Source organism: Microbacterium sp. che218, assembly GCF_040436305.1.
In the GTDB taxonomy this organism is placed as follows: Bacteria; Actinomycetota; Actinomycetes; order Actinomycetales; family Microbacteriaceae; genus Microbacterium; species Microbacterium algihabitans.
Map to the genome: position 1 here is coordinate 2,881,068 of NZ_AP031501.1, position 26,173 is coordinate 2,907,240.

Sequence of the window (26,173 nt, forward strand, 5' to 3'; positions counted from 1 at the left end):
AAACGTTTTCGAAAATGATTTCCACGCTAGGGTCGGATGCCATGACGAGGCGCACCACCATCCACGACGTCGCCGCGGCGGCCGGCGTCTCGGTGGCCACGGTGTCGAAGGCCGTCAACGGCCGCTACGGCGTCTCGCCCGAGACCGTGGGCCGCGTGCTCGACGCGGTGAAGGCCCTCGGCTACGAGTCGAGCCTGGTGGCCAGCAGCATGCGATCGCGCCGCACGGGCGTGATCGGTGTGCTGGTGGCCGACATCGAGCCGTTCTCGGCCGAGATCCTCAAGGGTGTCGCGGGGGCCCTGTCCGACACCGGCTACGACCTGCTCGCGTACACCGGAGCCCGTCGCGACGGAGAGGGCTGGGAGCGTCGCTCTCTGAGTCGGCTCAGTGGAACGCTCATCGACGCGGCCATCATCGTCACCCCGACCGTGGTCAACGTCTCAAGCGACGTGCCGATTGTCGCGATCGATCCGCACACCGGCCGCGCCGACGTGCCGACCGTCGAGTCCGACAGCTTCACCGGGGCCCAGCAGGCGGTGCACTACCTCGTGCAGCTCGGCCACCGACGCATCGGCTTCATCGCCGGTCGCCCCGATCTGCGCTCGGCCGTGGCCCGCGCGTCGGGATACCGCGCGGGGCTCGCGGCCGCCGGCATCCCGTTCGACCCCGCCCTCGTGGGTGACGGGCGGTACGAGCACGACGTCGCGCGTGAGGCTGCGCACGCGATGCTCGCGCTGCCCGACCCGCCCACCGCGGTGTTCGCGGCGAACGACCTGTCGGCCCTGTCGATCGTCGAGGTCGCCGTCGAGCGCGGACTCCGCGTGCCCGATGATCTCTCGGTGGTCGGCTTCGACGACGTGCCCGAGGCGGCTCGCGCCCAACCGGCTCTCACGACGGTGCGGCAACCCATGAAGCGTCTGGGGGCCGAGGCCGTGCGCATCGTGCTGGCCCTGCTCGCGGGCGAGGAGCTTCCCGAGACGCACATCGAGCTGCCGACGCGCCTGGTCGCGCGCGGGACTACGGCGCCCCCGCGCGAGCGCTGAGCCGGGCGTGCGGCCGGGGTCCCGGCATCCGGTGCCGTTTCCCCCCAACCCTCGCTCGAGAGTCCAAGACACCCGGACGCGCGGCGAGATCGCCCGGGTGTTCTGGACGCTCAGGGGTCTGTCGTCGCCCCCGCGAGAGAGCCGCCGAGCCCGCAAGGCGCGCCGCGACACCCCGCGGCTCCGGTACCGTCGAAGAATGCCTACCGCGAGCAGTAAAGACGACGAGGTCGACCTCCTCATCGACGCCTGGTCGCAGCTGCTTCCCGAGGTCGACCTGACGCCCCTCGACGTGATGTCACGCCTGCGCCGCGCGGCGTTCCACCTGTCGAAGCTGCGCGCCAAGGCCTTCGCGAGCGCCGGCATCGCCGTGTGGGAGTTCGACGTGCTCGCGGTGCTTCGTCGTGCGGGCACCGAGCTGAGCGCCACGCGTTTGATCACGGCGACCATGATCGGCAGCGCCGCCATGACCAACCGCCTCGACAAGCTCGCCGAGCGCGGTCTCGTGCACCGACGCCCCAACCCCTCCGACGGTCGGGCGATCCTCGTCGCGATCACCGCCGAGGGCATCGAGCGGGTGGATGCCGCGATGACCGAGCTCGTCCGCCTCGAGGCCGAGGCCCTGCGCGATGTCAGCCGCCAAGACCAGGCGCTGCTCGCGAGCGCCCTGCGCGTGCTGGCGGCCGGCGAGACGCACGAGGCGTGATCGACCTCGCCACCGCTCTGGCCCAGCGCCCCGTCATCCTCGACGGCGGCCTCGGCACCCTGCTCGAGTCGCGCGGGAACGACGTCACGAGCGACCTGTGGTCGGCGCGCGTGCTGCGCGACGAGCCCGACGAGGTGCGCGCCGCCCATGCCGAATTCGTCGCCGCGGGCGCCGAGGTCGTGATCACCGCGTCGTACCAGATCGGTTTCGGGGGTGAGATCCCGGATGCCGAGGTCGAGGCGCTGCTGCGTCGCTCGGTGACCGCGGCGCGTGACGCCGGCGCGGCGCTGGTCGCGGCCTCCGTCGGTCCGGTCGGAGCGCTCCGCGCCGACGGCAGCGAGTACACCGGCGCGTACGGGCTCTCGCTCGCCGAGCTGCGACACGCCCACCGCCGACGCCTGCACGTGCTCGCGGAAGCCGGAGCGGACGTCCTCGCCATCGAGACGATCCCCTCTCCGCTCGAGGTGGAGGCGCTCGCGCTCGAACTGGCGGAGCTCGACGTGCTGGCTTTCGTCAGCCTCTCGGCCGACAGCACAGGCTTCGCGGGTCGCGGAGCGCTCGCCGCGGCACTGCGCGAAGCGGCATCCGCCCCCGGAGTCGTCGCGGTCGGGATCAACTGCTGCGCCCCCGGGTCGGTGCTGCCCGCTCTCGTGGATGTGCCCGACCTGCCTCTGGTGGTCTACCCGAACACGGGCGAGACGTGGGAGGCCGCGACCCGCACCTGGCACGGCGGAGCCGCACCGCTCGCCGACGACGCCCCCGCGTGGGTCGCTGCCGGCGCGCGTCTGGTGGGCGGATGCTGCCGATCGACGCCCGCCGACATCGCCGCGATCGCGGCCGCGGTGCGCTGAGCGGGCGGCCCGCCGTCCGCGTGAGGCGCCAAGAAGTGTCGCTTCCGGGTGCGCCGAAGCGACAATCCTTGGCACCTCACGCGAGGTGAGACGAAGCCCGGCTTAGTCGAAGTCCGCCGCCAGCGCGTTGCGGTGATACTCGAAGATGATGCTCGTGCGCGTCGAGGCGACGCTGTGCCGAGCCGACAGGTGATCGACGACGAAGCGGCGCACGGCCGACGAATCGTCGACGGCGATGTGCACGAGGAAGTCGTCGGCGCCACCGAGAAAGAACAGTTGGATCACGTCGGGGTGGCGACGGATCTCGTGCGCGAACGCGCGGATGCTCTCCTGCCGCTGGCCCGGACGCAGGGTGACCCCGACGATCGCCTGCAGGCCGCGGCCGAGGCGGCTCTGGTCGACGGCGGCGTGGAACCCGGTGATGAGTCCGCGGTCGACGAGGCCCCGTAAGCGCGCATGGGCGGTGGATGCCGCGACCCCGAGCTCGTCGGCGAGGGCGGCGTTCGTCATGCGCGCGTCGGCTGACAGCAGCTCGATGATGCGCGCGTCGAGCGGGTGCAGGTCGTCATCGGCCACCGTAGATCCTTCGCGTCGTCGACCCCGGCGGGGCCGTTCCGCCGATGATATCCCTGCAGGAACGGCTTTAGCCGAAGGATCTGCGTGGAAACACCACGGAAACACTCTTTTCTGCGATCCTCTCGGCACCGCTCATCCGCTCGAGGAGGAACCCATGCGCGTGTCCGTGCCCACCGAGATCAAGAACAACGAGAACCGCGTCGCCATGACGCCCGCGGGGGTCGATTCGCTCGTCCATCGCGGTCACGAGGTCTTCGTGCAGGCAGGTGCGGGTGAGGGCAGCGGCTTCTCCGACGAGCAGTATCGCGCGGCCGGCGCCGAGATCGTCGACACCGCCGAAGAGACCTGGGCCCGCGCCGAGCTGCTGGTGAAGGTCAAGGAGCCCATCGCCCCCGAGTACGGCTTCCTTCGCCGCGACCTCACCCTCTTCACCTACCTGCACCTCGCCGCCGACCGACCGCTGACCGACGCCCTCATGGCCGCCGGCACCACGGCCGTCGCCTACGAGACCGTGCAGACCGCCGATCGGGCGCTGCCGCTCCTGGCCCCCATGAGCGAGGTGGCCGGACGCCTATCGATCATCGAGGGCGCCCATCACCTGCTGCGCGCTTCGGGCGGGCGCGGTCTGCTCCCCGGCGGCGTCCCCGGCACCCCGCGGGCGAAGGTCGTCGTGATCGGTGGCGGCGTCGCGGGCGAGCACGCTGCGGCCAACGCTCTTGGGCTCGGTGCCCGCGTCACGGTGATCGACATCTCGCTGCCGAAGCTCCGCCAGCTGGAGGAGCGTTTCGGCGGCGCGATCGAGACCCGCGCCTCGACCCGCCTCGAGATCGCCGAGCAGCTCTCCGACGCCGACCTCGTGATCGGCTCGGTGCTCATCCCCGGCGCCGCCGCCCCCAAGCTCGTCACCGACGACATGGTCGCCGCGATGAAGCCCGGCGCGGTGCTCGTCGACATCGCGATCGACCAGGGCGGCTGCTTCGAGGGCTCGCGCCCGACCACGCACGACGCCCCCACCTTCCGCGTGCACGAGGCGCTGTACTACTGCGTGGCGAACATGCCCGGCGCGGTGCCGCACACCTCGACCCGGGCCCTGTCGAACGCCACCCTGCCGTACATCACGCGCATCGCCGAGCAGGGCTGGGAGGCAGCGGCATCCGCCGATCCGGCTCTGGCCAAGGGCCTGAACGTGCGCGCCGGCGTGGTCGTGAACGAGGGCGTGCGCGCGGCCTTCGACCTCTGAACCCCGACGGCGCACACAGGATGCCGTGACCCGGCTCCGCGTAGCGTGGGAGGCTCCGAGCCCCTCGACCCCCGGGACCCGCCGCCGTGAAGAAACCCGTCCTCGTGACCGCCGTCGTCGCGGCCTGCCTCATCGTCGCGGGGTTGATGTTCTTCCTCGTGCAGCGCGCCACCGCCCCCGATCCCGCCTCGGTGCCCGTGGTCGGTGCGGACTCGCACGTGCTCGATGACGGGGGAGACGGTGCGGTCACGGTCGTCGAGTTCCTCGACTTCGAGTGCGAGGCGTGCGGGGCGTACTACCCCGTGGTCGAAGACCTGCGGGCGACCTACGAGGGGCGCATCACCTACGTCGTGCGGTACTTCCCGCTGCCGGGGCACCGCAACTCGCTCACCTCGGCGCTCGCTGCCGAGGCCGCCGCGCGGCAGGGCAAGTTCGACGAGATGTACCAGCGTCTGTTCGAGACGCAGGGGGAGTGGGGCGAGGCGCAGGAGTCACGCGACGACGTCTTCCGCGGGTACGCCGCCGACCTCGGCCTCGACCTCGACACCTACGACGCCGACATCGCTGACCCGGCGGTCGAGCAGCGCGTGCGAGCCGACTTCGACGCGGGTCGTGCGCTCGGGGTGGGCAGCACCCCGACCTTCTTCGTCGACGGTTCCCCGCTGGTCATCGAGCGCTGGGGTGATCTCGAAGCCGCGATCGAGGCGCGTCTGCCGCACTGACCGGCGGTTTCCCGCGCCGGCGCAGAGGTGGCTGAGCGTGTCGAAGTCACCGGGGTGGCTGTGGGTTCCGGTCCCTTCGACAGGCTCAGGGACCTGGGTTGCGCGAGGTGGCTGAGCGTGTCGAAGTCACCGGGCTTTCTGCGTGTCCCGGTCCCTTCGACAGGCTCAGGGACCTGGGTTGCGCGAGGTGGCTGAGCTTGTCGAAGTCACCGGGGTGGCTGTGGGTTCCGGTCCCTTCGACAGGCTCAGGGACCTGGGTTGCGCGAGGTGGCTGAGCTTGTCGAAGTCACCGGGGTGGCTGTGGGTTCCGGTCCCTTCGACAGGCTCAGGGACCTTTCGTTCCGCGCGGGTACCGGTCCCTTCGACAGGTTCAGGGACCTCGCCTGGCTCAGCCGCGCACCCAGGCGTACGTGATCTCGGGGCGGCCCTGGCCGCCGTACCGGGGTTCGCGACGCACGCGCCCGGCGTCGGCGAGGTGCTCGAGGTACCGCCGGGCCGTGACCCGCGACATGCCCTCGCTCTCGCCGACCTCGGTCGACGACACCGCTCCCGCAGCGGTGCGCACGCGCGCGGCGACGGCCTGCAACGTCTCGTCGCTGAGGCCCTTCGGCAAGGTGGGGGCGGCGACCGTGCGGAGCGAGCCGAGCAGGGCATCGACCTCCGACTGGGTGGCATCTCCCGCGGCGCGATCCAGTCCCTCCACGTACGAGCGGTACGCCTCGAGGCGCTCGCGGAACGCGGCGAACGCGAACGGCTTGATGAGGTACTGCACGACCCCGATCGACACCGCCGCCCGCACGGTGGCGGCGTCGCGCACCGCGGTCACCGCGATGATGTCGACGCCCGAGCCCATCGCGCGCACGCGCCGGGCGACGTCGAGTCCGGTGCCGTCGGGCATTGTCATGTCGAGCAGCACGAGGTCGATCGAGCGATCGGGGTCGGTGATCGCGGTGAGCGCCGCGCGGGCTCCGGCGGCCTGACCGACGACCTCGAACCCGGGCACGCGGCCGACGTAGGCGCTGTGCAGCTCGAGGGCGAGGGCGTCGTCGTCGACGACGAGCACGCGGATCACGGCGCCACCGCCTCGGCCACCGCGGGGAGGAAGACCCGCACCGTGGTGGGCTGAGCGGTCACCTGAAGGGTCCCGCCGCGGGTGGCGACGATGTCGCGGACGAGCGCGAGTCCCACGCCGCGGCCCCCGGGGGAGAGGGCGGTCTTCGTCGAGGCGCCGAAGGCGAACGGGTCGGCGAGTGCCGGATCGAATCCCGCCCCGCTGTCGACGACCTCGACGATCACGTCGGCGCCGTTCTCGCGCAACGTCGCGCGCACCCACCGCGGCTCGGGACCTGCCGCCGCGGCATCCAGCGCGTTGTCGACGAGGTTGCCGACGACCGTGACCGCTTCGGCCGCGGCCAGCGGCAGCGTCGGGGTCGGCTCGGCCACGTCGATGTCGAGGCGCACGCCGCGCTCGGCGGCCTCGTCGAGCTTGCCGAGCAGCAGGGCGACGACCACGGCGTCGTCGTCGTCCGACACGAGGCGGTCCGCGAGGCCCTGCCGCTCGCCGGTCGAGGCGACGATCAAGCGTCGCGCCTCGTCGACTCGGCCGAGTTCGAGCAGAGCGAGCAGGGCGTGCAGGCGGTTGCCGTGCTCATGCGTCTGCGAGCGCAAGGTGTCGCTGAGCGTGCGCACGCCCTCCAGCTCACCCAGCAGGGTCTGCAGCTCCGACCGATCGCGCAGGGTCATGACGCGCCCGCGCTCCGGGGCGCGTCGGCCGGTGAGATCCCGCGCCTCCTCCTGGTTGACCAGCAGCACGCGGTCGCCGTTGACGACGGTCTCCTCGACCATGCGGCGACCGGTCGCGATGGCGTCGGCGAGCCCGGTGTCCATGTCGACGTCGCGTGGGTCGAGCGACACCTGCCCGCTCGTCGCCGGAGGGAGTCCCAGGAGGTCGGCCGCCTCGTCGTTGTAGAGCACGATGCGCCCCGCGCGGTCGGTCACGACGAGACCCTCGCGCAGCGAGTGCAGCACCGTCTCGTAGCTCTCGACGAGTCGCGACAGCTCTCCCGGCGTGTACGACCCGGTCACGCGGCGAGCGCTGCGGCGCACGTACAACGCCCCCAGCACTCCCATGCCGACGATGGCGGCGGATGCCAGGACGATGAGCGGAGCGCGTGCGGCGATGTCCTGCTGCACGGCGCCGAGGGTCACGCCCACCGAGACGAGGGCCACGATGTCGCCAGTCTCGCCGCCGTCGACGCGGATGGGGGCGATCGTGCGGACCGAGGGACCGAGGGTTCCCTCGTACACCTCGGTGAACGTGTTCCCGGCCAGGGCGGCGTCGCGCGAGCCCAGGTACGGCTCGCCGATCTCCGACCGATTGCGGTGGGTGATGCGGATGCCGTCGGGCGTCATGATCGTGACGAACGACAGATCGGCCTCGGCGAGGATCTGCTCGACCATCGGCTGCAGGGTGTCGGAGTCGCGGGCCGCCGCGAGCACCGCGACGTCGGGCTCGTGCGCGAGCGTCTCGGCGACCGACCGCGTCACCTTCTCGGCCTCGCGCTGACCGGAGTCGCTGAGCTGCAGCGACAGCAGCGCCGCGAGCACTCCGGCGACGAGAATGACGACGCCGAGCGACACCAATGCCAGGCGTCCTCCCACGCTCAATCGCATGTCATCGCCCTTCCTCGCGCTGTCGTGAACAATACGACCACAAATCGTGGATGCGCCCGCGCTCGACCACAGTCATGTCATTCGCCGACGGCTTCGTCGGGAAAAACAATGACGTTAGGAAGAGGGGATAGGCGCTGATGGCTCTCTCACTCCGCACCACCCGGGATGGTCGCCCCCGTAAGAAGATCGACCGCAACCACTGGCTCTACATCGCCGTGATCGTCGCCGTCGTGGCCGGCATCATCGTCGGTCTCGTGGCCCCGGCCTTCGCCACGGCGCTCGAGCCGGTGGGCAAGGGCTTCGTCTCGCTCATCAAGATGATGATCGCCCCGGTGATCTTCTGCACGATCGTCGTAGGCATCGGCTCGATCGCCAAGGCCTCCACGGTCGGCAAGATCGGCGGCCTGGCGATGGTCTACTTCCTGGTGATGTCGTCGTTCGCGCTGATCATCGGCCTGGTCGTCGGCAACATCATCCACCCCGGTGAGGGTCTCAACATCTCGGGGGCGTCTTACGAAGCCCCGGCCGAGGCCACCACCACCCAGGACTTCATTCTGGGCATCATTCCCACGACGTTCTTCTCGGCATTCACCGGCGGCAGCATCCTCCAGGTGCTGTTCATCGCTCTGCTCGTCGGCTTCGCCCTGCAGGGCATGGGCGAGCGCGGAGCGCGCATGGTCGAGGGCATCCGCAACTTCCAGGTGCTCGTCTTCCGCATCCTCGGCATGATCCTGTGGCTCGCTCCGATCGGCGCCTTCGGTGCGATCGCCGCGGTCGTCGGCAAGACCGGCTTCCAGGCCGTGATCAGTCTCGGCATCCTGATGGGTGCGTTCTACCTGACGTGCTTCCTGTTCATCACCCTCGTGCTCGGTGTGCTGCTGTACGTCGTGACCCGTGTGAACATCTTCACGCTCATGAAGTACCTGGGCCGTGAGTACCTGCTGATCGTCGGCACCTCGTCGTCGGAGGCCGCTCTGCCCCGCCTCATCGCCAAGATGGAGCACCTGGGCGTCTCGAAGCCGGTGGTCGGCATCACCGTCCCGACCGGGTACTCGTTCAACCTCGACGGCACCGCGATCTACCTGACGATGGCCTCGCTGTTCATCGCCACCGCGATGGGCTCGCCCATGTCGCTCGGCGAGCAGATCGGCCTCATGATCTTCATGATCATCGCCTCGAAGGGCGCCGCCGGTGTCACGGGAGCCGGTCTCGCCACCCTCGCCGGTGGACTGTCGGCCTACCGCCCCGACCTGGTCGACGGCGTCGGCGTGATCGTCGGCATCGATCGCTTCATGTCCGAGGCCCGCGCCGTCACCAACTTCACCGGCAACGCCGTGGCCACGATGCTCATCGGCGTCTGGACCAAGGAGTACGACGGCCAGCGCGTCCGCGAGGTGCTCGCCGGCAACCTCCCGTTCGACGAGACCCTGCTGACCGGTGACGGTCACGGCGGCTCGCACGGTGCGGCCGTGAACGAGGCGGCGGATGCCAAGCAGGACGCCTCCGTGGCTGCCGGCGCCGGTCCCGTCGGTGCCGTCGACACCTCGACGCTCAACGCCTTCCGCGTTCAGGCGGAGGCGGAGGAGTCGGCTCGGAGCCGCTCGTGAGCCTTGCGCACACCCCGGCGGGGGCGGCTTCGGCCGCCCCCGCCCCCGCGCGCGTGGACCTCGCCCGCACCTGGATGCTGCGCTCGCCCCTCGCGGGCGGCCTCGACACCGCGGCCGATGTTCTCGTGCTCGATCTCGAAGACGGCCTTCCCGCCGGACGCAAGGACGAGGGCCGCGATCGTGCACGCCGCGCGGCCGCCGAGGCTCCGATCTGGCTGCGCATCAGCGCCGCCGGCACCCGCGACGGGCAGGCCGATCTCGCTCTCGGTCGCGAGCTCGACGACCGTCTCGCCGGGGTCGTCCTGGCGATGTGCGCCGGCCCCGCCGACGTCGGTCATGTCGCGGCCTCGCTTCCGGCGGGCACGCCGATCGTCGCGATGGTCGAGTCCGCCGCGGCTCTCCTGGCCGCCCCGGCGATCGCCGCGCACCCCGCGACGCGGCGTCTCGCTTTCGGCACCGGTGATTTCCGTCGCGACACCGGCATGGCGGCGGACCGCATCGCGCTGTCGTGGCCGCGCGCCCAGCTCGTGGTCGCCTCGGCCGCGGCGGGCATCGCCGGCCCGATCGACGGCCCCTGCGGTCCGATCGACCAGGCACTCGACGCGGCGCGGCACGCGGTCGCGATGGGTTTCACGGGCACCTTGGCGCTTCAGGATGCCGCCGTGTCCGGCGCCCACGCCGGTTTCACTCCCGCGCCCGCCGAGGTGGAGCGCGCCCGCGCCCTGCTGACGGCGACCCCCGACGGCCCCGTCGACGGCTCGTACGCCCCGACGCTCGCGCGGGCCCGCGCCCTGGTCGAGCGGGCCGAGGCGCTCGCCGCCCTCTGAGGCGGAGCCCGCACCCCGCGAGAGGTCCCTGAGCCTGTCGAAGGGACCGCCCCAAACCAGTCGCTTCGACAGACCCCGCGCAAGGTCCCTGAGCCTGTCGAAGGGACCGCCTCACGCCGGTGGCTTCGACACGCTCCGCCACCTCGCGGGGAACGCCCCTAGCGCCTGCGGAACCACCCCCGGCGTGGAGTCGGCGCCTCCACCGCGGCCGCGGCCTCGCGTGCGCGGCGTCTCTCGGCCCATTCCGCGAGCTCGGCCTCGACGTCGACGGTCGGGGTGACCACGGGCGGCCCACCCTGCAGCTGACGCCGTGCTTCGATCACTCGACGGTTGAAGTCCTCGAGCGCCTCGCGCACGTCGGGCTCGCGCGCGATGGCATCCATCCGCTCCGCCCGTTCGGCGTACTCGACCCGCAACGTCAGGGCCGGGGGACCGAGTCCTGACAGCTGCTCCGTCTCGATCTTGCGCCGGATCCACCAGTTCGGGTCGTGCGACGACCCCAGATCGGGCAGGGGCTTGCCCGCCCCGGGCAGATCGTCGAACTCACCGCGGCGGATCGCCTGCTGAATCGAGGTCTCGACGAACGCGGCACGCTCCGCAGCCGTCGAGCCGCGGGCCGGCGCCTCGGGCTCCGGTTCGGGTTCGAGCCCTGCCTCGCGTAGACGGCGATCGAGTCGGTAGCGTTCGGCCTCCTGCCGAGGGTCTTCGCTCACGCCGCCTCCCGCTGTTCGCGCTCCAACCGACGCAGGCGTTCGCGTGCCATGTCCTGGGCGCGGGGCCCCGAGCCGAGCGCGCGCTCGGTGATCCGTAGCACGAGGCGGGTGAGGGTCAGCACGGGCAGGGGCCAGCGTCGCACGCCGAGCATCTTGCGGTAGCGGCGGGGGATCGTCGCCACGGCCGCGGCGAACAGCACGCGGTACGACAGACCCATGAGGCCGGGGAACGGCGGCTTGCGGAGGAAGCGCACGACATCGGCCACGCGCTCGTCACCGCGCAGCTCGCCGCGGTCGGCGAAGCCGTCGATCTCGGCGCGCAGGGCGTCACGAGTGAGGGGTGGATCGACCACCCGCATCAGGCGCCCCGCCGTCGCCCAGTCGGCGACGTAGGCATCGGGTCCACCGGGGATCGGCTTGCGCGAGACCTCGTGTCCGGCGAGGAACGCGTCGGTGAAGGCCAGGTGCACCCACCTCACGAGGTCAGCCGCCTCCGCCGTGTAGCCGCGCTCACTGCCGTCACCCGCGCGGTATTCGCCTTTCACCCGTTGGTGGAACCGACCGACGCGCCGGGTCTCGGCATTCGCCTGCGTCGTACTCCCGTAGGTGAGGGTGATGACCCAACGCACCGTGCCGGTGAGGCGACCGATGGGGTCTTCGCGATAGCGCGACCAGTCGTGCACCCCCGCGAGCGCTCCCGGGTGCAGTGCTTGCAGAAGCAGGGCCCGGATGCCGGCGACGAGAGTCCCCATGCCGGCGTGCACGGTCCACGCGGGGCCGTTCTCGGCGAAGTAGCCGGTGTCGTCACCGTCGGCGATGGCGCGGACGTATGGCGCCATCCCGGTCGGGTCGCCCGCCAGAGCGACGAGGATCTTGCCCCGCAGCGACTGGATCCAGCCGGGAGCGGAGGGGTAGGTCGCGTCGGTCACCTCTCCAGCGTGCCACCGTCTGAGTGGGCGGGCGCGGGATCGGCCGAGGTCGTCAGTGACCTTCGTGCGAGATCACAGGAACGGTGCCGTCGTCGCGCATGAGCACGGCGTCCTGCGTGGCTCCGAGAGCCGGGGTGACGATGACCGAGAGCACGGCGGCGGCGACGAGCAACCCGACGACGCTCATCGGTTTGGCCGCACGGTCTGCGGGTGCACCGTCGCGCAGACGGCGCAGGTGCACGGCGACCGTGGCGCCCACGACGACGAGCAGGACGCACGCCGCGGCGACACCGAGGATGCTCGTGTGCGCGGGTGTGACGAACATCAGCGCCGACACCACGAGCAGTGAGGCGAGCGCGCCGCCCAGAGCGAGGCGTGGAACCACGAGACGGCCGGTGGAGAGGACCGCGCCGCCCCAGGCGAGAGCGGCGAGTCCCAAGACGACCGCCCCGATCCCGAGGCCGTCGGCGACGGCCCCGGAATCGGAACGGACGATCGCACCCGCGCCGAGGGCGGCGGTGATGAGGCCGGCCCCCCACGCGGATACGGAGGGCCACGACCGCACGAAGGTCGCGGCGGTCATGATCAGACCGCAGCCGTGCGCGGGACGTTGCGCTCGGTGCCGAGTCCAACACCCAGCAGCACGACGGCGCTGGCGAGGTGGAGGAAGTGGTCGGGCACGTTGAGCGCGAGGATGTTCGCCGCGGTACCGGTCAGGAAGAACCCGACGATACCGAGCAGCAGGTACACGGCGCCGACGGTGGTGTTGACGCCCTTCGCGGCACGTGCGTTGGCCAGGCCCGCGATCAGCAAGGCCGCACCGATGAGCAGGTGGGCGATGTTGTGCAGCGGGTTGACCTCGAAGATGCCGAGCAGCAGACCGCCCTGCGTCGCGATGAAACCGACGCCGCCGGTGACGGCGAAGCCGAGAAGACCGACCAGCAGATACACGGCACCGAAGACGGTCGCGACGATGCGGTTGGGTGACGAGCTCATGATGAACCTCCCAGAGTGTTGGCAGCGACCGTCCGGTCGCTTCACCACATCTTCGGAGGAAGACCTCGAATCGGATTGCCCTTTGCGTCGACTGCGCTCAATGCAGTAGGCCGGAAACGACAGAAGGCCCCCGAGTACTCTCCGAGGCCCTCCGCAACAGATCCGACGATAGGCAGACTGTGCACCCCGCCCGAGGGGATTGCATTTCCCGGGGTGTTCACGTAGCGAGCGATCTGGGACACTCGGCCCATGCGCTTCGAGACCACGCTGTTCCAGATGGGCAACAACACCGGCATCGAGGTGCCTCCCAAGGTGCTCGAGGCGCTCGACGGCGGCAAGCGCCCCGCCGTCACCGTCGACGTGAACGGCTACACCTACTCCAGCACCGTCGGGGCCATGGGCGGACGCTCCCTCATCCCGTTCTCCGCCGACAAGCGGAAGGCGACGGGGTTGTCGGGCGGGGATGCCATCACGGTGGAGCTGACCCTCGACACCGCGCCGCGCACCGTCGAGGTCCCCGATGACCTGGCCGCAGCCCTCGCCGAGGCGGGGAAGCACGAGGCATTCGACGCGCTCTCGCCCAGCGCGCGCAAGGCCCACGTCACGAACGTCGAGGGAGCGAAAGCCGCAGACACGCGCGCGCGCCGCGTCGCGACCATCGTGTCGAAACTCGCCTGAGCGATCCGCGCGCCCCGGGCGATAGCCTGGAGCGGGAGGTCCCGTGGGGCGTACGAAAGAGGCCATCGCCGAAGGGCTGTCGATTGCGACGGCCGCGGCGCGTCTGACCGTGCGCAATCGGATCCTCGTCGAGACCATCGGTCGCGGCGGGCAGTTCGACGGCGAGGTCTTCGCCGACTTCGCCCGCGAGACGCTCGCCGCCCTCGCCGACGAGCAGGATCAGGCGGCCGACCGCGTCACCCATCAGCGCAAGCGCGCGTGGGGGCGGTTCTCCGACTCCTCCGGCACGCACGACTACCGTGACCGCGACACGCGCAACCTCCGTCGCCGGGCCAAGCAGTCCCGCGGCGTCGCGAAAGAACTGCGCACCCTCGCCGCCGACCCCGAGCGACTCGCGAAGCTCGTCGCCGACGCGCGGATCGCGGCGTGGGGCGATGTCGAGGCCAACCTCAGCCAGCGGCTCGACGTCGAGGGCATGACCGCCGACGCCGATCCGGAGTACGCCCAGATGCGCAAGGCGCGCATGGACGCCCTGCGCATGGTCGACCTCGCCCGCCTCGCCTCCCAGGCCAAGCGCCGCGCGAAAGACAAGGCCGCCACCGACGAGGCCGAGCCGCTCGACGAGGTCGCACCGACGACCGGCGGCGGCAAGGGCGGCAAGAAGAAGAAGTCCGCCGCGCGCTGAGGGGCTCTCTCGCGTGCGCGGCCGCGGATGTCTTCGGACCCGCAGCCGACTCCGCTCGTCTCGTCCGCTCCCGGCGCGGTGCCGGGACGCACGCGCGACCCCCGAGTAGCGTCGGCGCCGACGGAAGGTGGATGCCATGGCGCAGCGACGCTTCGGACGAAAGCCCCGCGTGGCCCGGGAGGGATATGCGCTCGTGTCGGTGAGCGCCCGCGACGCGGCCGGCTTCGTGCACCACTACGACGACATCGAGGCCCCGCTCGGATCCCTGCACGAGGCGATGGCGATCCTCCAGCTGCACTCGACGGCGACCGAGGCCGCGCACCGGGGCGAAGCCTCGGCCTGACCCGGCACCACCGCGACCGCGCGAGATGCGGAGGGCTCGGCATCCGGAGACGGAAAAAGCCCCGGCCGGAGTTTCCTCACGGCCGGGGCTTGTCACTGTCTCAACACAGTGTGCGCCCGAAGGGACTCGAACCCCTAACCTTCTGATCCGTAGTCAGATGCTCTATCCATTGAGCTACGGGCGCTAGGGCCTCCGCGCGAAACGGCGCGCAGGCCGTGGTCCAGCATAGCCGGGACCCTGTGACACGTCTAATCGGCCCCGCACACCCTGCATCCCGGGCGTGGCGCAGCGGTGACGGCAGGGTGTCTGCGCGGTGACTGCGCCGGGGCGGAGGGGCGACGTACGCTGGCGGGATGAGCGCATACACCTCCGCGTTCGAGCTGTTCTCCATCGGGATCGGACCCTCGAGCTCCCACACCGTCGGCCCCATGAGGGCCGCTGTCGATTTCGCCGCTCGACTCGCGGGCGACGGCGCCCTCGAGAAGGTGTCATCCGTCTCGTGCGCGCTGTACGGCTCGCTCGGCGCCACCGGGATCGGGCACGGCACCCCCGACGCGGTCGTCGCGGGTCTGCAGGGCCTCGAGCCCGAGACCGTGGATCCGGATGCCGTGCGGCGGGTCTGGTCGGACTGGCCCGAGGGACGGCCCCTGGCCCTCGCCGGTCGACACGAGATCCCCTTCACCAAGAGCGACGTGGGCTTCGAGCCGCGTACGCGACTCCCCGGTCACCCGAATGCCATGACGCTCGTCGCGCGTGACGCCGACGGCGCGGTGATCGCGGAGGACACCTACTATTCCGTCGGTGGTGGCTTCATCCGCCGCGAGGGCGAGCCCGCGCGCGTGGCCGCCGAGCCGATGCCGCTCGCGTTCGACGACGCCGCGACCCTGCTCGCGCTGTGCGACGAGCGGGGGATCACGATCGCCGAAGCGGCTCGCCTGAACGAGACGGCGCTCCGCAGCGACGAAGAGGTCGCGGCCGGCCTCGACCGCATCTGGGATGCCATGGCCGCGTGCGTGAACGCCGGACTCGCGAACGACGGCGTGCTCCCGGGCATGCTCAAGGTGAAGCGTCGCGCCGCGGTCATCCGCGGCCAGCTCGAGGAGATCCAGGCCGAGGGTCACCGCGAGCTTCCGGGCGAGTGGCTCGGTGCCTTCGCGCTGGCCGTCAACGAAGAGAACGCCGCGGGCGGACGGGTGGTGACCGCACCGACCAACGGTGCCGCCGGCATCCTGCCCGCCGTGGCCATGTACTGGTGGCGCTTCCTCGCCGACTCGGGACTCGGTCAGGGCAACGCCGTCACCCCGTACGGCGAGCTCGTCGGCAGCGCGCTGCTGGGCTTCGACGGTCACGCGGTCACGCGCGGCGAGGTGTCGGCGTGGGACGACGACGATGTCGCAGAAGCCAATCGCCGCCGCGGCATCCGAAGATTCCTGCTGACGGCGACGGCGCTGGGCTCCCTCTTCAAGGCCAACGCCTCGATCTCGGGGGCCGAGGGCGGATGCCAGGCCGAGGTCGGATCCGCGTGTGCGATGGCCGCGGGTGGGCTGACCGCCGTCATGGGCGGCACCAACCGACAGATCGAGAATGCGGCCGAGATCGCGATGGAGCACCACCTGGGCCTGACGTGCGACCCGGTCGGCGGGCTCGTGCAGATCCCGTGCATCGAGCGCAACGCGATCGCGGCGTCGACGGCGGTCACGGCCGCACGTCTCGCTCTGCGCGGCGACGGCAGTCACTACGTCTCTCTTGACGCGGTGGTCGAGACGATGCGTCAGACCGGTATCGACATGTCGACGAAGTACAAGGAGACGAGCGAGGGCGGCCTCGCGGTCAACGTCATCGAGTGCTGAGCGGGCGCGGCGGATCAGGCGTCGTCGCGCAGCTTCGCGGTGAGGGCGTGCAGCTGTGCGAGCTCTGCGTCGCTCAGGCGCGCCATGCGCTCGGCGATGGAACGGGCGTGCGCGGCGGCGAGGCGACGGAAGATGACCGCTCCCTCTTCGGTCGCCGTCACCAGGGACCCACGTCCGTCTTCCGGGTCGGCGCACTTGGTCACGAGGCCGCGCGCGACCATCCGCTCGACCAGGCGCGAGACGCTCGGCTGGCTGATCAGCATGTTGCCCGTGACCTCGCGCAGGCGTGCCGTCATGCGCGGGGCGCGGGTGACGGTGAGCAGCACGTCGTACTCGGCCTGCGTGAGTTCGGTGCCGTCGAAATCGGTGCGGATGTCGTCGAACACCTCGTGCTGGGCGCGGAAGAGACTCTCCCAGGCCTGCACGGCGAGACGACGATCGGTCATAGGTTCAGCGTAGGGGAGCGGCTCGGCGGGACCGCTCTCTCGACGTCGGCGCGGCGCACAGAGTAAGGGCCGGTCGGAGAGGCTTCCGACCGGCCCTTGTCCCTGCACCAAGAGTGTCCTGCAATCACATGTCGGTAGCTGCCACAGCAAAACAACTACCGTGCGAGCACTCTATAACGGTGAGATAACGGAGGGGAAGAGGTTCTCGTTATGTTTTCGTGACCGATTTCGAACGTGGTCTCACCGGCCCCGCACGTGGTTCCACTGGGTGATGACCGCGTTGCCGTGCTCGAAGCCGAGCTCGCTGACCGCGGAGGTGCCGAGCACGAAGTAACGACCGCCCGCGGCGGTCAGGCCGAGCCAGGTTCCCGCGAGAGCGCGCAGGAAGTGCGAGTGCGAGAACAGCAGCACCTGCTCTCCGGCCTGCACGCGGGGGCGGAGCTCGGCGAGCAGCGACTCGGCTCGCTCGGTGACCTGCTCGACCGTCTCGCCCGGGGTGGCGCCGGCGGGGGCTCCGGCCTGCCAGATGGTCCAGGACCGGCCCAGCTGCTCGTCGATCTCGGGGGTCGTGAGGCCCTCGAACGCGCCGTAGTCCCACTCGACCAGGCGCGGCTCGTGCTGCGCGTCGCCGTAGCCCGCGCGCTCGGCCGTCTCGACGGCCCGCTGCAGCGGGCTCGTGAGCACGACGTCGTACCGCCGGGTGGCGAGCAGCGTGCCGGCGAGTTCCGCCTTGTACGCGCCGGTCTCGGTGAGGGGGATGTCGGTGAGCCCGGTGTGCTTACCGGTGCGGCTCCACTCGGTCTCGCCGTGGCGCACGAGCACGATGCGCCCGTCGGGTTCGGTCAGATCTGCGTCCTTCACGTCTCCATCTTTCCGTGCCGCGGGCGTTCGAGCACCCGGAGACGGACGAAGGGCCGGTCGGGAGATTCCCGACCGGCCCTTTCCTGCACCAGAGTGTCCTGCAATCACATGTCGGTAGCTGCCACAGCAAAACAACTACCGTGCGAGCACTCTATAACGGTGAGATAACGGAAGGGAAGAGGTCCCCGTGACACTTTCGTTATTCATAGGTTTCGACGCCGGTGACCCCCGAGCGCCGGCTTCCCGGGGCGATGTCGGAGGTCCCCGTTAGCATGCAGACATGTCATCCGAGACGCCCTCGACGCCCCCGTCAGACGGGCCGCGCACCCGTCAGGCACTGGTGGCCGAGGCGCTCGCCGCCGACGCGGCCTTCGCCGCCGCCGAGGCTCGTCGCACGCGTGCTTACGCGGCGCTCGGGCAGTTCGGCGTCGACGCGAACGGAGAGCGGGCACCGGCCCGCGCGTCCGACATGGCCCTCCGCGAGATCGCGTCCGAGGTGGCGGCGGCGCAACGCCTCTCCGATCGCACCGTGCAGGCGCACATCGGGTGGGCCATGCGGATCGTCGACGACTTCCCCGCGACCCTCGAAGCCTGGAGCGCGGGGGCGCTCACGCGTGCACACGTGCGGGGGATCGCCGAGATCGGCGCCGAACTCCCCGAAGACCGCCGCGCCGAGTTCGATGCGATCGCCGTGGAGCTCGGCCCTCGGTTGAGCCCCGGCCGACTGCGATCGCGCCTGGCGGCCGTCGCCGAGAAGCTGCAGCCGACGACTCTTACCGAGCGGCATCAGCGGGGCCGAGAGACGCGGTGCGTGCGCGTCGTCCCCGGCGTCGACGGCATGTCCGACCTCATCGCGACCCTCCCCACCGTGCTCGCCGTCGGCATCTACGACCGCCTGACGCAGCAGAGCAGGGTGCTGATCGACGCGCGAGGTGGGGGCGTCACGGCGGCCGCGGTCGGCGACGGAACGGGTGCGGATGCCGCGACCACGCCGCTCGGCGCGTCCGTGGCCGCGACCGACGAGCGCACCACCGCGCAGCTGCGTGCCGACATCCTCGCCGACCTGCTGCTGGCCGCCGCTCCCGTCGCCGATCCCACGGCCTCGGGCGACGGGCCGGGAGCTCTCGGCGCGATCCGCGCCCGCGTGCAGGTGGTCGTCCCCGCTCTGTCGGTGCTGCGGCCGGGTGAGGAGAATCTCGACCCCGCCGAGCTGGTCGGGCATGGGCCCATCGACGTCGACACGGCTCGCCGCATCGCCGAGGCGACCGCGCTGCCCTGGGATCGCGTGATCACCCACCCCGTCACCGGTGCCGTGCTGATGACCGACACGTACCAGCGCACCGCGGCGATCGACCGGCACCTGCGTGCCCGCGATCGCCGGTGCCGCTGGCCCGGGTGCGTGGTCCCCGCGGTCCGATGCGAGGTCGATCACACCGTCGACTGGGCTCTGGGCGGCACGACCGACGTCGCGAACCTCGCCCACCTGTGCCAGCGACATCATTCGCAGAAGCAGTTCACCCGGTGGAGGGTCAGACAGCGCACCGGCGGGGTGCTCGAGTGGACCTCTCCCTCCGGTCGGGTCTACGCCGACGAGCCCTTGCCCTATTCGCCGGCGGTGCGGTTCCTCCCCGACGATCCGTCGCCGCCGGAAGACGAGGTGGCGCCGTTCTGAGGGAACGACAGGGCTGAGCCTCGCCGTTCACCTGCGCCTGAAAGAATGAACCGTGCCTCACGACATCCGCCTGATCGCCGTCGACATGGACGGCACCCTGCTCGACGGAGACGGCAAGGTCCCCGCGGGGCTGTGGGACCTGCTCCCGCGCCTCGCGGCTCGCGACGTCTCGTTCGTCCCCGCGTCCGGCCGGCAGCTGGCCGCGCTGCGACGCGAGTTCGGCGCGGCGGCCGACGGCATGACCTTCATCGCCGAGAACGGCGCCTACGTCGTGCGCGAGGGGGTCGAGGTGGCATCCGACGTCTTCGCCCCTGATGAGGTCGAGCGCGTGATCCTGCGCCTGCGTGCGCTGATCGCGCAGGGCTACGACCTCGGGGTCGTCCTGTGCGGCAAGCGCTCCGCCTACATCGAGCGGGCCGACGCCGCCTTCCGCGCGAACGCGGAGGCGTACTACGCCGCTCTCGAGACGGTCGACGACCTGCTCGCCGTCGACGACGACGTGCTGAAGGTCGCCGTGTACGACTTCGCGATCGCCGAGCACAGCGTCGGGCCCGCTCTCGACGATCTCACCGACACGCTCCGCGTCGTCGTGTCGGCGCGTCATTGGGTCGACATCATGCAGCCCGGCGTCGACAAGGGCACCGCGCTGCGGCGCCTGCAGGACGCCCTCGGAGTCGCGCCGGCGCAGACGGCGGCGTTCGGCGACTACCTGAACGACCTCGAGATGATGGATGCCGCGGACTGGTCGTTCGCGATGGACAACGCGCACCCCGAGGTGGTGGCGCGCGCACGGCACCGCGCGCCCTCGCACCTCGACCACGGCGTGATCACGACGATCGAGGCGCTGTTCCCCGAATCCGGCCCCAAGGGCTGACGTCCGCCGCCCGACCGCTCAGCGGCTCACCGCGTCGAGCGCGGCCGTGAGATCGGCGAGCAGGTCGTCGGCGTCTTCGAGGCCGACCGACAGTCGCAGGTGGCCGTAGCGGCGGAACTCCTCCGGGTAGGTCGCGGTGCGCGGCCCCTCGGCGGCGGTGTGCACGATGAGGCTGTCGTCGTGCCCGAGCGAGAAGCCCGAGGTGATGAGCCGCAGCTGCGCGACGAAGCGGTTCTGCAGGTCGGGGTCGCCGTCGAGGGCGAAGGCCATCATGCCGCCGAAGGCATCGCCCCCAAACTGTCGCACGGCGAGGTCGTGCTGCGGGTGCGAGGCGAGGCCGGGATAGGCAACGAACGCGACCCGCGGATCCGCCTCGAGGAACGCGGCGACGCGCTGGGCGGAGGAGAAGTGCTGACGCAGACGCAGTGGCAGGGTCACCGAGCCGCGCTGGATCATCCACGCGTTGAAGGGCGAGATGATGCCGCCCACGTCGACCATGGCGTCGGCCTTGATCGGCTCGATGAGGTCGGTGCGCCCGATGACCGCGCCGCCCATCGCGTCGCCGTGACCGTTGATGAACTTGGTGAGCGAGTGCACGACGAGGTCGGCGCCGTCGGCGAGCGGGCGATAGAACGGGGGAGGCGTGAAGGTCGAGTCGACCATGAGGATCGCCCCGCCCGCGTGAGCGATGTCGGCGAGGAGGGCGATGTCGGCGACCTTGGTGGTCGGGTTGGCGATGGCCTCGACGCACACGAGCACCGTCTCGGGCCGCATCACCTGGCGAACGGCATCCGGATCCGTCATGTCGACGAAGGTCGCCTCGATGCCGTATCGGCGGGGGAGCAGCTCGGTCCACAGGCGCCAGGTCGCTTCGTAGACGACGTCGCTGACCACGACGTGGTCGCCCGCGCGCACGTGCGTGAAGAACACGGCGTGGAGGGCGGCCACTCCGGATGCCAGTGCCACGGCGTCTTCGCCGTGCTCGAGGGCCGCGAGCTTGCGCTCGAGGGCGAGCTGATTGACGCCGGTGTTACGGGTGTAGAGGCCGGGGGCCGTGGCCGACCAGCTGATCTCGCTCGGATCGTCGGGCAGGGCGAAGGAGTTCGCCATGACGAGGGGTGTGCGCAGGGCCTTCGTGCTGTCGAGCTCGACGCCGCCGTGGACGGCGAGGCTCGCGTCGGACAGGCTGTCGGCGAGGGTGCGATCGGGACGGGTGGTCATGTCGCGGTGCCATCGACGAGCGTCATCGTCCCAGCGTAACGAGCGCCCGCGTGCGGGCAGACGGCGCGACGACCGTCTGCCCGCTTTCGAAGTGCGGCGCCGCGGATCGACATGGACTACTGTTTCTGCGTCGCCCGGACGCCTCGACGGCTCCGGGCTCGATCATGATTGCGAGCCCCCCCATGAGTCGTCCCACCGATTCGTCCGCTCCCGAGACGGCGACCCCCGAGCCGCAGCGGAGCCTCCGCCGCGCCATGAACGCCCGCCACCTCGTCATGATCGCCCTCGGCGGCGTCATCGGGTCGGGCCTGTTCCTCAGCTCGGGCTACACGATCGCCCAGGCGGGGCCGCTCGGAGCCGTGCTCGCCTACCTGCTCGGCGCGTTCGTCGTGTGGCTCGTCATGGTGTGCCTCGGCGAGCTCGCGGTGACCTACCCCGTCTCGGGCTCGATCCACATCTACGCCGCGCGCACGATGGGACCGGCGACGGGCTTCGCCACGGCGTGGCTGTACTGGCTGTGCTGGGTCGTCGCTCTGGGCTCGGAGTTCACGGCATCCGGGATCCTCATGCAGAGATGGTTCCCGAACGTCGACGTGTGGGTGTGGTGCGTGGTCTTCGCCGCGGTGCTGTTCACCCTCAACGCCATCTCGGCGCGCGTGTTCGGCGAGACCGAGTTCTGGTTCGCCCTCATCAAGGTGCTCGCGATCGTCGCCCTCATCGTGCTGGGCGGCATGGCGATCTTCGGCTTCACGCCTCTCTCGTCCGAGCCGCACGAGGCGGTGCTGCTGAGCAACTTCGTCACGCCCGAGGGACTCCTGCCCGCGGGTCTCGGCGGGGTGCTCATCACCTCGCTCGCGGTCTTCTACGCCTTCAGCGGGGCGGAGATCGTCGGTGTCGCCGCCGGTGAGACGAAGGACCCCGCCCGCAACATCCCCCGCGCGCTGCGCTCGACGGTGCTGCGTCTGCTCGTGCTCTTCGTCGGCTCGATCGTCGTGATCGCCGCGCTCCTGCCGTACGACAAGGCCGGCGTCAGCGAGAGCCCCTTCGTCGAGGTCTTCGACATCGTCGGGGTGCCGTATGCCGCCGACATCATGAACTTCGTCGTCATCACCGCCCTGCTCTCGGTCGGCAACAGCGGCCTGTACTCCTGCGCGCGCATGCTCTTTTCCCTCGCTGAGGAGGGCTACGCCCCCCGTGCCTTCACGAAGCTCACGCGCCGCGGCATCCCGATGGTGGCGCTGCTGGTGAGCCTCGCGATCGGCCTCGTCTCGCTGATCACGAGCGTCGTCGCCGCCGAGACGGTGTACATCGTGCTCGTGTCGATCGCCGGCTTCGCGGCAGTGGCGGTGTGGATGGCCATCGTCGCGGCGCAGTTCTTCCACCGGCGCCAGTTCCTGCGCGCGGGCGGAGACCTCTCCACCCTCGCCTACCGCACGCCGATGTACCCGCTCGTGCCGATCCTCGCCTTCGTGCTGCTGACGGCGTCGATCGTGGCGATCGCGTTCGACCCGAACCAGGTCGCCGCCCTGTACTTCGGCATCCCGTTCGTGGGGCTCTGCTACCTGTTCTTCTGGCTGCGCTACGGCCGCAAGGGGCGGGTCCCCGAGCGCCGCGACGAAGAGGCTCCGGTCGCCTGATCGCTGTACACCGCGTCCAGTGCGTCGGCGCATGCGCGCCGGAGTGGCGGATGCCGCGAGCCCACCGTCCTCGGTAGCGTCGCGGAACCACGAGCACGCGGAGGACACATGGACCAGCTCGACACCATCGTCGTCGGGGCCGGGATCTCGGGCCTCGCGGCCGCCCGACTCCTCGCGCAGGCCGGGCACCGCGTCGTCGTGCTCGAGGCCCGCGACCGCGTCGGCGGCAGGGTCTTCACCGACCGCAGCGAGGGTCATGTCACCGACCGCGGAGCCTCGTGGATCCACGGCATCGACGACAGCCCCGTCGCGGCGGCTGCCCGCGCCTTCGGCATGCCGATGGTGGAGTTCACCGTCGGCGGGTACCAGCCCGCCTCCCGCCCGTTGACCTACTTCGACGCCGAGGGGCGTCGGCTCGATCCCGCCGAGATCCGGCAGTACGCCGACGATATCCGCGCCCTCAACGCTGCCCTCGTCGACATCATCGCCGCCGCCGCCCCTGACGCCACCTACGGCGAGGTCGTGGAGCAGGCGCTGCAGCAGCAGGGCTGGGACGACGAGCGAGCCGAGCGCGTGCGCGAGTACAACGACCGCCGCGCGCAGGAGCAGTACGGCGTCGGCATGCACGGACTCGGAGCCCACGGGCTCGACGATGACACGGTCGACGGCGACGAGGTCGTCTTCCCCGAGGGTTACGACGAGTTGGCACGCCACCTCGCGGCGGGCCTCGACGTGCGGTTCCAGCACGTCGTGTCACGCGTGCGGTGGAGCGAGAGCGGGGTCGAGGTCGAGACCGACCGGGGCGCGTTCTCCGCGGCGCGGGCCGTCGTCACGGTTCCCGTCGGCGTCCTCCACGCGGGCGACGTCGTCTTCGAACCCGCTCTTCCGGCCGGGCACCGGCGTGCTCTCGACCTTCTGCGCATGAACGCGTTCGAGAAGGTCGTGCTGCGCTTCGCCGAGCGTTTCTGGGAGGACGGGGTCTACGGCATCCGTCAGCTCGGCGACGAGGGGGAGTGGTGGCACTCCTGGTACGACCTCGGCCGCCTGCACGACGAGCCCGCCTTGCTCACCTTCGCGGCCGGGCCCGCGGCGGTCGCCACCCGCGGGTGGAGCGACGACGAGATCGTCGCCTCGACTCTCGCTCAGCTGAGGCGCCTGTACGGCGACGCCGTGCCCGCGCCGACGAGCGCCCTCGTCACCCGCTGGCAGGACGACCCGTTCTCACGCGGGTCGTACGCCTACATGCTGCCCGGATCGATCGGCGCCGACCACGACGACCTCGCCGAGCCGCTCGCCGGCGGAGCGCTGCACCTCGCGGGCGAGGCGACGTGGGGAGACGATCCCGCGACCGTTCCCGGCGCGATGCTGTCGGGGCACCGCGCCGCGCAGAACGTGCTCGGCCGCGAGATCCTCATCAGCGAGCTCTGGGCGTAGCGGGCCTCGGGACGTCGAGGTCCCTGAGCCTGAGCTTCACCGAAGTCTCTGAGCCTCACCGAGGTCCCTGAGCCTGTCGAAGGGACCGGGGCCATCGCGGGTGCGGGTGGCTTCGACAGGCTCAGCCACCGGGACCGAGGCTCAGCCACCGGGGACCGAGCCTCAGCCACCGGGGACCGAGGCTCAGCGCGGCTCCGGCCCCGTCGCGACCGGCAGCTCCGGGTGGTTCGACCACTGGCTCCACGACCCGGCGAAGACGCGCGGCTCGAAGCCCGCGAGGGTGAGGGCGACCGCCTGGTGCGCGGCCGTCACGCCCGACCCGCAGTAGACGCCGACGCTCATGCCGTCCTCGGCTCCCAGCATCCGGAATCGGGAACGCAGGTCGGCGGGCGCGCGGAAGCGTCCGTCGTCGCCGACGTTCTCGGTGGTCGGGGCGCTCACGGCGCCGGGCACGTGACCCGCGCGCGGATCGACGGGTTCGACCTCGCCGCGATAACGCTCTCCGGCCCGGGCGTCCAGCAGCAGCCCGTCGTCGGCGAACGACGCGACCTGGTCGAGCGCGAGGGTGGGCATCGCGCCGTAGGCGAGCGAGATCGAGCCGGGGGCGGGAGCCGCGGCATCCCCCTCCTCGAGGTCGAACCCGGCCTCGACCCACGCGGTCAGCGCCCCGTCGAGCAGGCGCACGTCGGCGGCCCCGGCCGCACGCAGCAGCCACCAGGCCCGAGCGCTCGACATGTTCTTGAGGTCGTCGTACACGACGACGGTGTCGCCCTCGTCGATTCCCCAGCGACGGGCCGTCTGCTGCAGCGCCTCGATCGGGGGGAGCGGATGCCGGCCCTCGGTCGGCGCGCCATGGGCGGCGAGGTCGTGGTCGAGGTCGACGTACTGCGCGCCCGGGATGTGCCCGGCGCGGTGGTCGGGCCGCCCGTCGGGGCGGTCCAGTCGCCAGCGCACGTCGAGCACGCGGACGGGCCCGCCGTCGGCGTATCGGCCGGTGGCCAGGGCGTCGTGCAGTTCTTCGGCGGTGGTGAGGATCGCGGCCATCCCCTCAGTCTGCCGCTCCGGCGGGGGTGGCGGCACCTGTGCGGCCGTCGGCCACGCGCGCCCGGGCCCGGTCGTGTCGCGAGGCGATGGGCACGGTCTCGGTCGCTCGCGGCAGGCCCATCGGCGGGGTCGCGACGTAGATCGTCTCGGCGCGCTCGACCACGTGCGTCTCGTGCCAGATGCCGACCGCCCCGGGCACCGTGCGCGCCCGCTTGTTGAAGCGCGTCCACGCCGGGCGGTGCTCCTGGGTCGGCGCCGAAGCGTAGGTGTAGAGCTTGTCGAGCGACGACCAGTACTGCACGAGGTACGGACCGCGGGCGCCGAGCAGCATCGTGAATCCCAGCAGTCCGGAGTCGGGGTCGGTGCTTAGTTCGCGCAGCATCTTGGGCATGTCGCTCATCAGCGGCATCCACTGATCGGGCCGCCACCATTTGTTGATCGTCATTCCGATGTGGAAGACGACGAGTTCGCCGTCCCAGCGGTGGGTCATTCGTCCCGGATTGATGGATGCCATGGCTCGTCCTCACTCGATAGTGTCACTATCCAGT

27 protein-coding genes and 1 tRNA gene are annotated in these 26,173 nt (G+C 71.0%); 15 read left to right on the top strand and 13 right to left on the bottom strand.

Features of this window, described 5'->3' with window-relative positions; all coding sequences use genetic code 11:
* The first annotated feature begins 41 nt into the window (after nucleotides 1-41).
* The 3 genes from ABXS86_RS13500 to mmuM all read left to right on the top strand — a co-directional run bounded on the left by ABXS86_RS13500 (nucleotide 42) and on the right by mmuM (nucleotide 2,597).
* A complete protein-coding gene (locus tag ABXS86_RS13500) occupies nucleotides 42-1,043 on the top strand; it encodes a LacI family DNA-binding transcriptional regulator (protein ID WP_353664819.1) in 1,002 nt (333 codons plus the stop codon).
* Between the two features lie 196 nt (nucleotides 1,044-1,239).
* Nucleotides 1,240-1,746, top strand: a complete 507-nt coding sequence (locus tag ABXS86_RS13505; protein WP_144832214.1) for a MarR family winged helix-turn-helix transcriptional regulator — start codon at nucleotides 1,240-1,242, stop codon at nucleotides 1,744-1,746.
* Nucleotides 1,743-2,597, top strand: coding sequence for a homocysteine S-methyltransferase (mmuM, locus tag ABXS86_RS13510; protein ID WP_353664820.1), 855 nt, complete (start codon nucleotides 1,743-1,745; stop codon nucleotides 2,595-2,597). The genes ABXS86_RS13505 and mmuM overlap by 4 nt, the downstream gene beginning before the upstream one ends.
* Before the next feature lie 102 nt (nucleotides 2,598-2,699).
* Here mmuM and ABXS86_RS13515 read toward each other — a convergent pair whose 3' ends face one another.
* A complete protein-coding gene (locus ABXS86_RS13515) occupies nucleotides 2,700-3,173 on the bottom strand; it encodes an Lrp/AsnC family transcriptional regulator (protein ID WP_144785944.1) in 474 nt (157 codons plus the stop codon).
* A 154-nt stretch (nucleotides 3,174-3,327) separates the two neighbouring features.
* Between ABXS86_RS13515 and ald the strand changes: the two genes are divergently transcribed.
* The gene (ald, locus tag ABXS86_RS13520) at nucleotides 3,328-4,413 is read left to right on the top strand and encodes an alanine dehydrogenase (protein ID WP_307213807.1); all 1,086 of its coding nucleotides are present in this window, start codon (nucleotides 3,328-3,330) and stop codon (nucleotides 4,411-4,413) included.
* Between the two features lie 86 nt (nucleotides 4,414-4,499).
* Nucleotides 4,500-5,135, top strand: a complete 636-nt coding sequence (locus tag ABXS86_RS13525; RefSeq protein WP_353664821.1) for a DsbA family protein — start codon at nucleotides 4,500-4,502, stop codon at nucleotides 5,133-5,135.
* Between the two features lie 388 nt (nucleotides 5,136-5,523).
* Here ABXS86_RS13525 and ABXS86_RS13530 read toward each other — a convergent pair whose 3' ends face one another.
* Complete coding sequence (locus tag ABXS86_RS13530) at nucleotides 5,524-6,207, bottom strand: response regulator (RefSeq protein ID WP_353664822.1); 684 nt, start codon at nucleotides 6,205-6,207, stop codon at nucleotides 5,524-5,526.
* Nucleotides 6,204-7,808, bottom strand: a complete 1,605-nt coding sequence (locus ABXS86_RS13535) for an ATP-binding protein (RefSeq protein ID WP_307213801.1) — start codon at nucleotides 7,806-7,808, stop codon at nucleotides 6,204-6,206. The genes ABXS86_RS13530 and ABXS86_RS13535 overlap by 4 nt, the downstream gene beginning before the upstream one ends.
* Nucleotides 7,809-7,945: 137 nt before the next feature.
* Between ABXS86_RS13535 and ABXS86_RS13540 the strand changes: the two genes are divergently transcribed.
* Together ABXS86_RS13540 and ABXS86_RS13545 are read left to right on the top strand one after the other, a co-directional pair.
* Entirely contained in the window at nucleotides 7,946-9,415 is a 1,470-nt protein-coding gene (locus ABXS86_RS13540; RefSeq protein WP_353664823.1) for a cation:dicarboxylate symporter family transporter, read from the top strand.
* Nucleotides 9,412-10,242 (top strand): aldolase/citrate lyase family protein, encoded by an 831-nt coding sequence (locus tag ABXS86_RS13545; RefSeq protein ID WP_353664824.1) that lies wholly within the window; start codon nucleotides 9,412-9,414, stop codon nucleotides 10,240-10,242. The genes ABXS86_RS13540 and ABXS86_RS13545 overlap by 4 nt, the downstream gene beginning before the upstream one ends.
* A 158-nt stretch (nucleotides 10,243-10,400) precedes the next feature.
* On the opposite strand, the gene ABXS86_RS13550 is transcribed toward ABXS86_RS13545, so the two are convergent.
* The 4 genes from ABXS86_RS13550 to ABXS86_RS13565 are packed head-to-tail and all read right to left on the bottom strand — an operon-like array spanning nucleotide 10,401 to nucleotide 12,880.
* Nucleotides 10,401-10,955 carry a DUF1992 domain-containing protein gene (locus tag ABXS86_RS13550; RefSeq protein WP_353664825.1) on the bottom strand — a complete coding sequence of 185 codons (555 nt, stop codon included), beginning with the start codon at nucleotides 10,953-10,955 and terminating at the stop codon, nucleotides 10,401-10,403.
* Nucleotides 10,952-11,884, bottom strand: coding sequence for an oxygenase MpaB family protein (locus ABXS86_RS13555; RefSeq protein WP_353664826.1), 933 nt, complete (start codon nucleotides 11,882-11,884; stop codon nucleotides 10,952-10,954). Before ABXS86_RS13555 ends, ABXS86_RS13550 begins: the two co-directional genes overlap by 4 nt.
* A gap of 52 nt (nucleotides 11,885-11,936) precedes the next feature.
* Nucleotides 11,937-12,467: a hypothetical protein gene (locus ABXS86_RS13560; protein WP_353664827.1), complete on the bottom strand. Its 531-nt coding sequence runs from the start codon at nucleotides 12,465-12,467 to the stop codon at nucleotides 11,937-11,939.
* 2 nt (nucleotides 12,468-12,469) lie between these two features.
* Entirely contained in the window at nucleotides 12,470-12,880 is a 411-nt protein-coding gene (locus ABXS86_RS13565) for a DUF4383 domain-containing protein (RefSeq protein WP_144832241.1), read from the bottom strand.
* A gap of 249 nt (nucleotides 12,881-13,129) precedes the next feature.
* Here ABXS86_RS13565 and ABXS86_RS13570 point away from each other — a divergent pair, with 249 nt between their 5' ends.
* The 3 genes from ABXS86_RS13570 (at nucleotide 13,130) to ABXS86_RS13580 (ending at nucleotide 14,586) form a co-directional block, all read left to right on the top strand.
* A complete protein-coding gene (locus ABXS86_RS13570; RefSeq protein ID WP_307213788.1) occupies nucleotides 13,130-13,558 on the top strand; it encodes a YdeI/OmpD-associated family protein in 429 nt (142 codons plus the stop codon).
* 43 nt (nucleotides 13,559-13,601) lie between these two features.
* Nucleotides 13,602-14,243 (top strand): asparagine synthase, encoded by a 642-nt coding sequence (locus ABXS86_RS13575; RefSeq protein ID WP_307213786.1) that lies wholly within the window; start codon nucleotides 13,602-13,604, stop codon nucleotides 14,241-14,243.
* A 136-nt stretch (nucleotides 14,244-14,379) separates the two neighbouring features.
* A complete protein-coding gene (locus ABXS86_RS13580) occupies nucleotides 14,380-14,586 on the top strand; it encodes a hypothetical protein (protein ID WP_307213784.1) in 207 nt (68 codons plus the stop codon).
* 111 nt (nucleotides 14,587-14,697) lie between these two features.
* On the opposite strand, the gene ABXS86_RS13585 is transcribed toward ABXS86_RS13580, so the two are convergent.
* Nucleotides 14,698-14,770: transfer RNA gene (locus ABXS86_RS13585), tRNA-Arg, on the bottom strand.
* Nucleotides 14,771-14,939: 169 nt separating this feature from the next.
* On the opposite strand from ABXS86_RS13585, the gene ABXS86_RS13590 reads away from it, so the two are divergent.
* A complete protein-coding gene (locus tag ABXS86_RS13590; RefSeq protein ID WP_353664828.1) occupies nucleotides 14,940-16,436 on the top strand; it encodes an L-serine ammonia-lyase, iron-sulfur-dependent, subunit alpha in 1,497 nt (498 codons plus the stop codon).
* A 14-nt stretch (nucleotides 16,437-16,450) separates the two neighbouring features.
* Here the strand turns inward: ABXS86_RS13590 and ABXS86_RS13595 are convergent, their stop codons facing one another.
* Together ABXS86_RS13595 and ABXS86_RS13600 are read right to left on the bottom strand one after the other, a co-directional pair.
* Nucleotides 16,451-16,882, bottom strand: a complete 432-nt coding sequence (locus ABXS86_RS13595) for a MarR family winged helix-turn-helix transcriptional regulator (protein WP_307213780.1) — start codon at nucleotides 16,880-16,882, stop codon at nucleotides 16,451-16,453.
* 240 nt (nucleotides 16,883-17,122) lie between these two features.
* Nucleotides 17,123-17,743: a histidine phosphatase family protein gene (locus ABXS86_RS13600; RefSeq protein ID WP_353664829.1), complete on the bottom strand. Its 621-nt coding sequence runs from the start codon at nucleotides 17,741-17,743 to the stop codon at nucleotides 17,123-17,125.
* A 280-nt stretch (nucleotides 17,744-18,023) separates the two neighbouring features.
* Here ABXS86_RS13600 and ABXS86_RS13605 point away from each other — a divergent pair, with 280 nt between their 5' ends.
* Together ABXS86_RS13605 and ABXS86_RS13610 are read left to right on the top strand one after the other, a co-directional pair.
* Nucleotides 18,024-19,415, top strand: a complete 1,392-nt coding sequence (locus ABXS86_RS13605) for an HNH endonuclease signature motif containing protein (RefSeq protein WP_353664830.1) — start codon at nucleotides 18,024-18,026, stop codon at nucleotides 19,413-19,415.
* A gap of 52 nt (nucleotides 19,416-19,467) precedes the next feature.
* Complete coding sequence (locus ABXS86_RS13610; RefSeq protein ID WP_353664831.1) at nucleotides 19,468-20,289, top strand: Cof-type HAD-IIB family hydrolase; 822 nt, start codon at nucleotides 19,468-19,470, stop codon at nucleotides 20,287-20,289.
* Between the two features lie 18 nt (nucleotides 20,290-20,307).
* On the opposite strand, the gene ABXS86_RS13615 is transcribed toward ABXS86_RS13610, so the two are convergent.
* On the bottom strand, nucleotides 20,308-21,510 hold the full coding sequence (locus tag ABXS86_RS13615; protein ID WP_353664832.1) for a trans-sulfuration enzyme family protein: 1,203 nt from the start codon (nucleotides 21,508-21,510) through the stop codon (nucleotides 20,308-20,310).
* 182 nt (nucleotides 21,511-21,692) lie between these two features.
* On the opposite strand from ABXS86_RS13615, the gene ABXS86_RS13620 reads away from it, so the two are divergent.
* Nucleotides 21,693-23,147: an amino acid permease gene (locus ABXS86_RS13620; RefSeq protein ID WP_353664833.1), complete on the top strand. Its 1,455-nt coding sequence runs from the start codon at nucleotides 21,693-21,695 to the stop codon at nucleotides 23,145-23,147.
* 108 nt (nucleotides 23,148-23,255) lie between these two features.
* Nucleotides 23,256-24,581, top strand: coding sequence for a flavin monoamine oxidase family protein (locus ABXS86_RS13625; RefSeq protein WP_353664834.1), 1,326 nt, complete (start codon nucleotides 23,256-23,258; stop codon nucleotides 24,579-24,581).
* A gap of 183 nt (nucleotides 24,582-24,764) precedes the next feature.
* Here ABXS86_RS13625 and ABXS86_RS13630 read toward each other — a convergent pair whose 3' ends face one another.
* Together ABXS86_RS13630 and ABXS86_RS13635 are read right to left on the bottom strand one after the other, a co-directional pair.
* Nucleotides 24,765-25,625 (bottom strand): sulfurtransferase, encoded by an 861-nt coding sequence (locus ABXS86_RS13630; RefSeq protein WP_353664835.1) that lies wholly within the window; start codon nucleotides 25,623-25,625, stop codon nucleotides 24,765-24,767.
* A gap of 4 nt (nucleotides 25,626-25,629) precedes the next feature.
* Nucleotides 25,630-26,139, bottom strand: coding sequence for a DUF4188 domain-containing protein (locus ABXS86_RS13635; protein WP_307213750.1), 510 nt, complete (start codon nucleotides 26,137-26,139; stop codon nucleotides 25,630-25,632).
* Nucleotides 26,140-26,173: the final 34 nt, after the last annotated feature.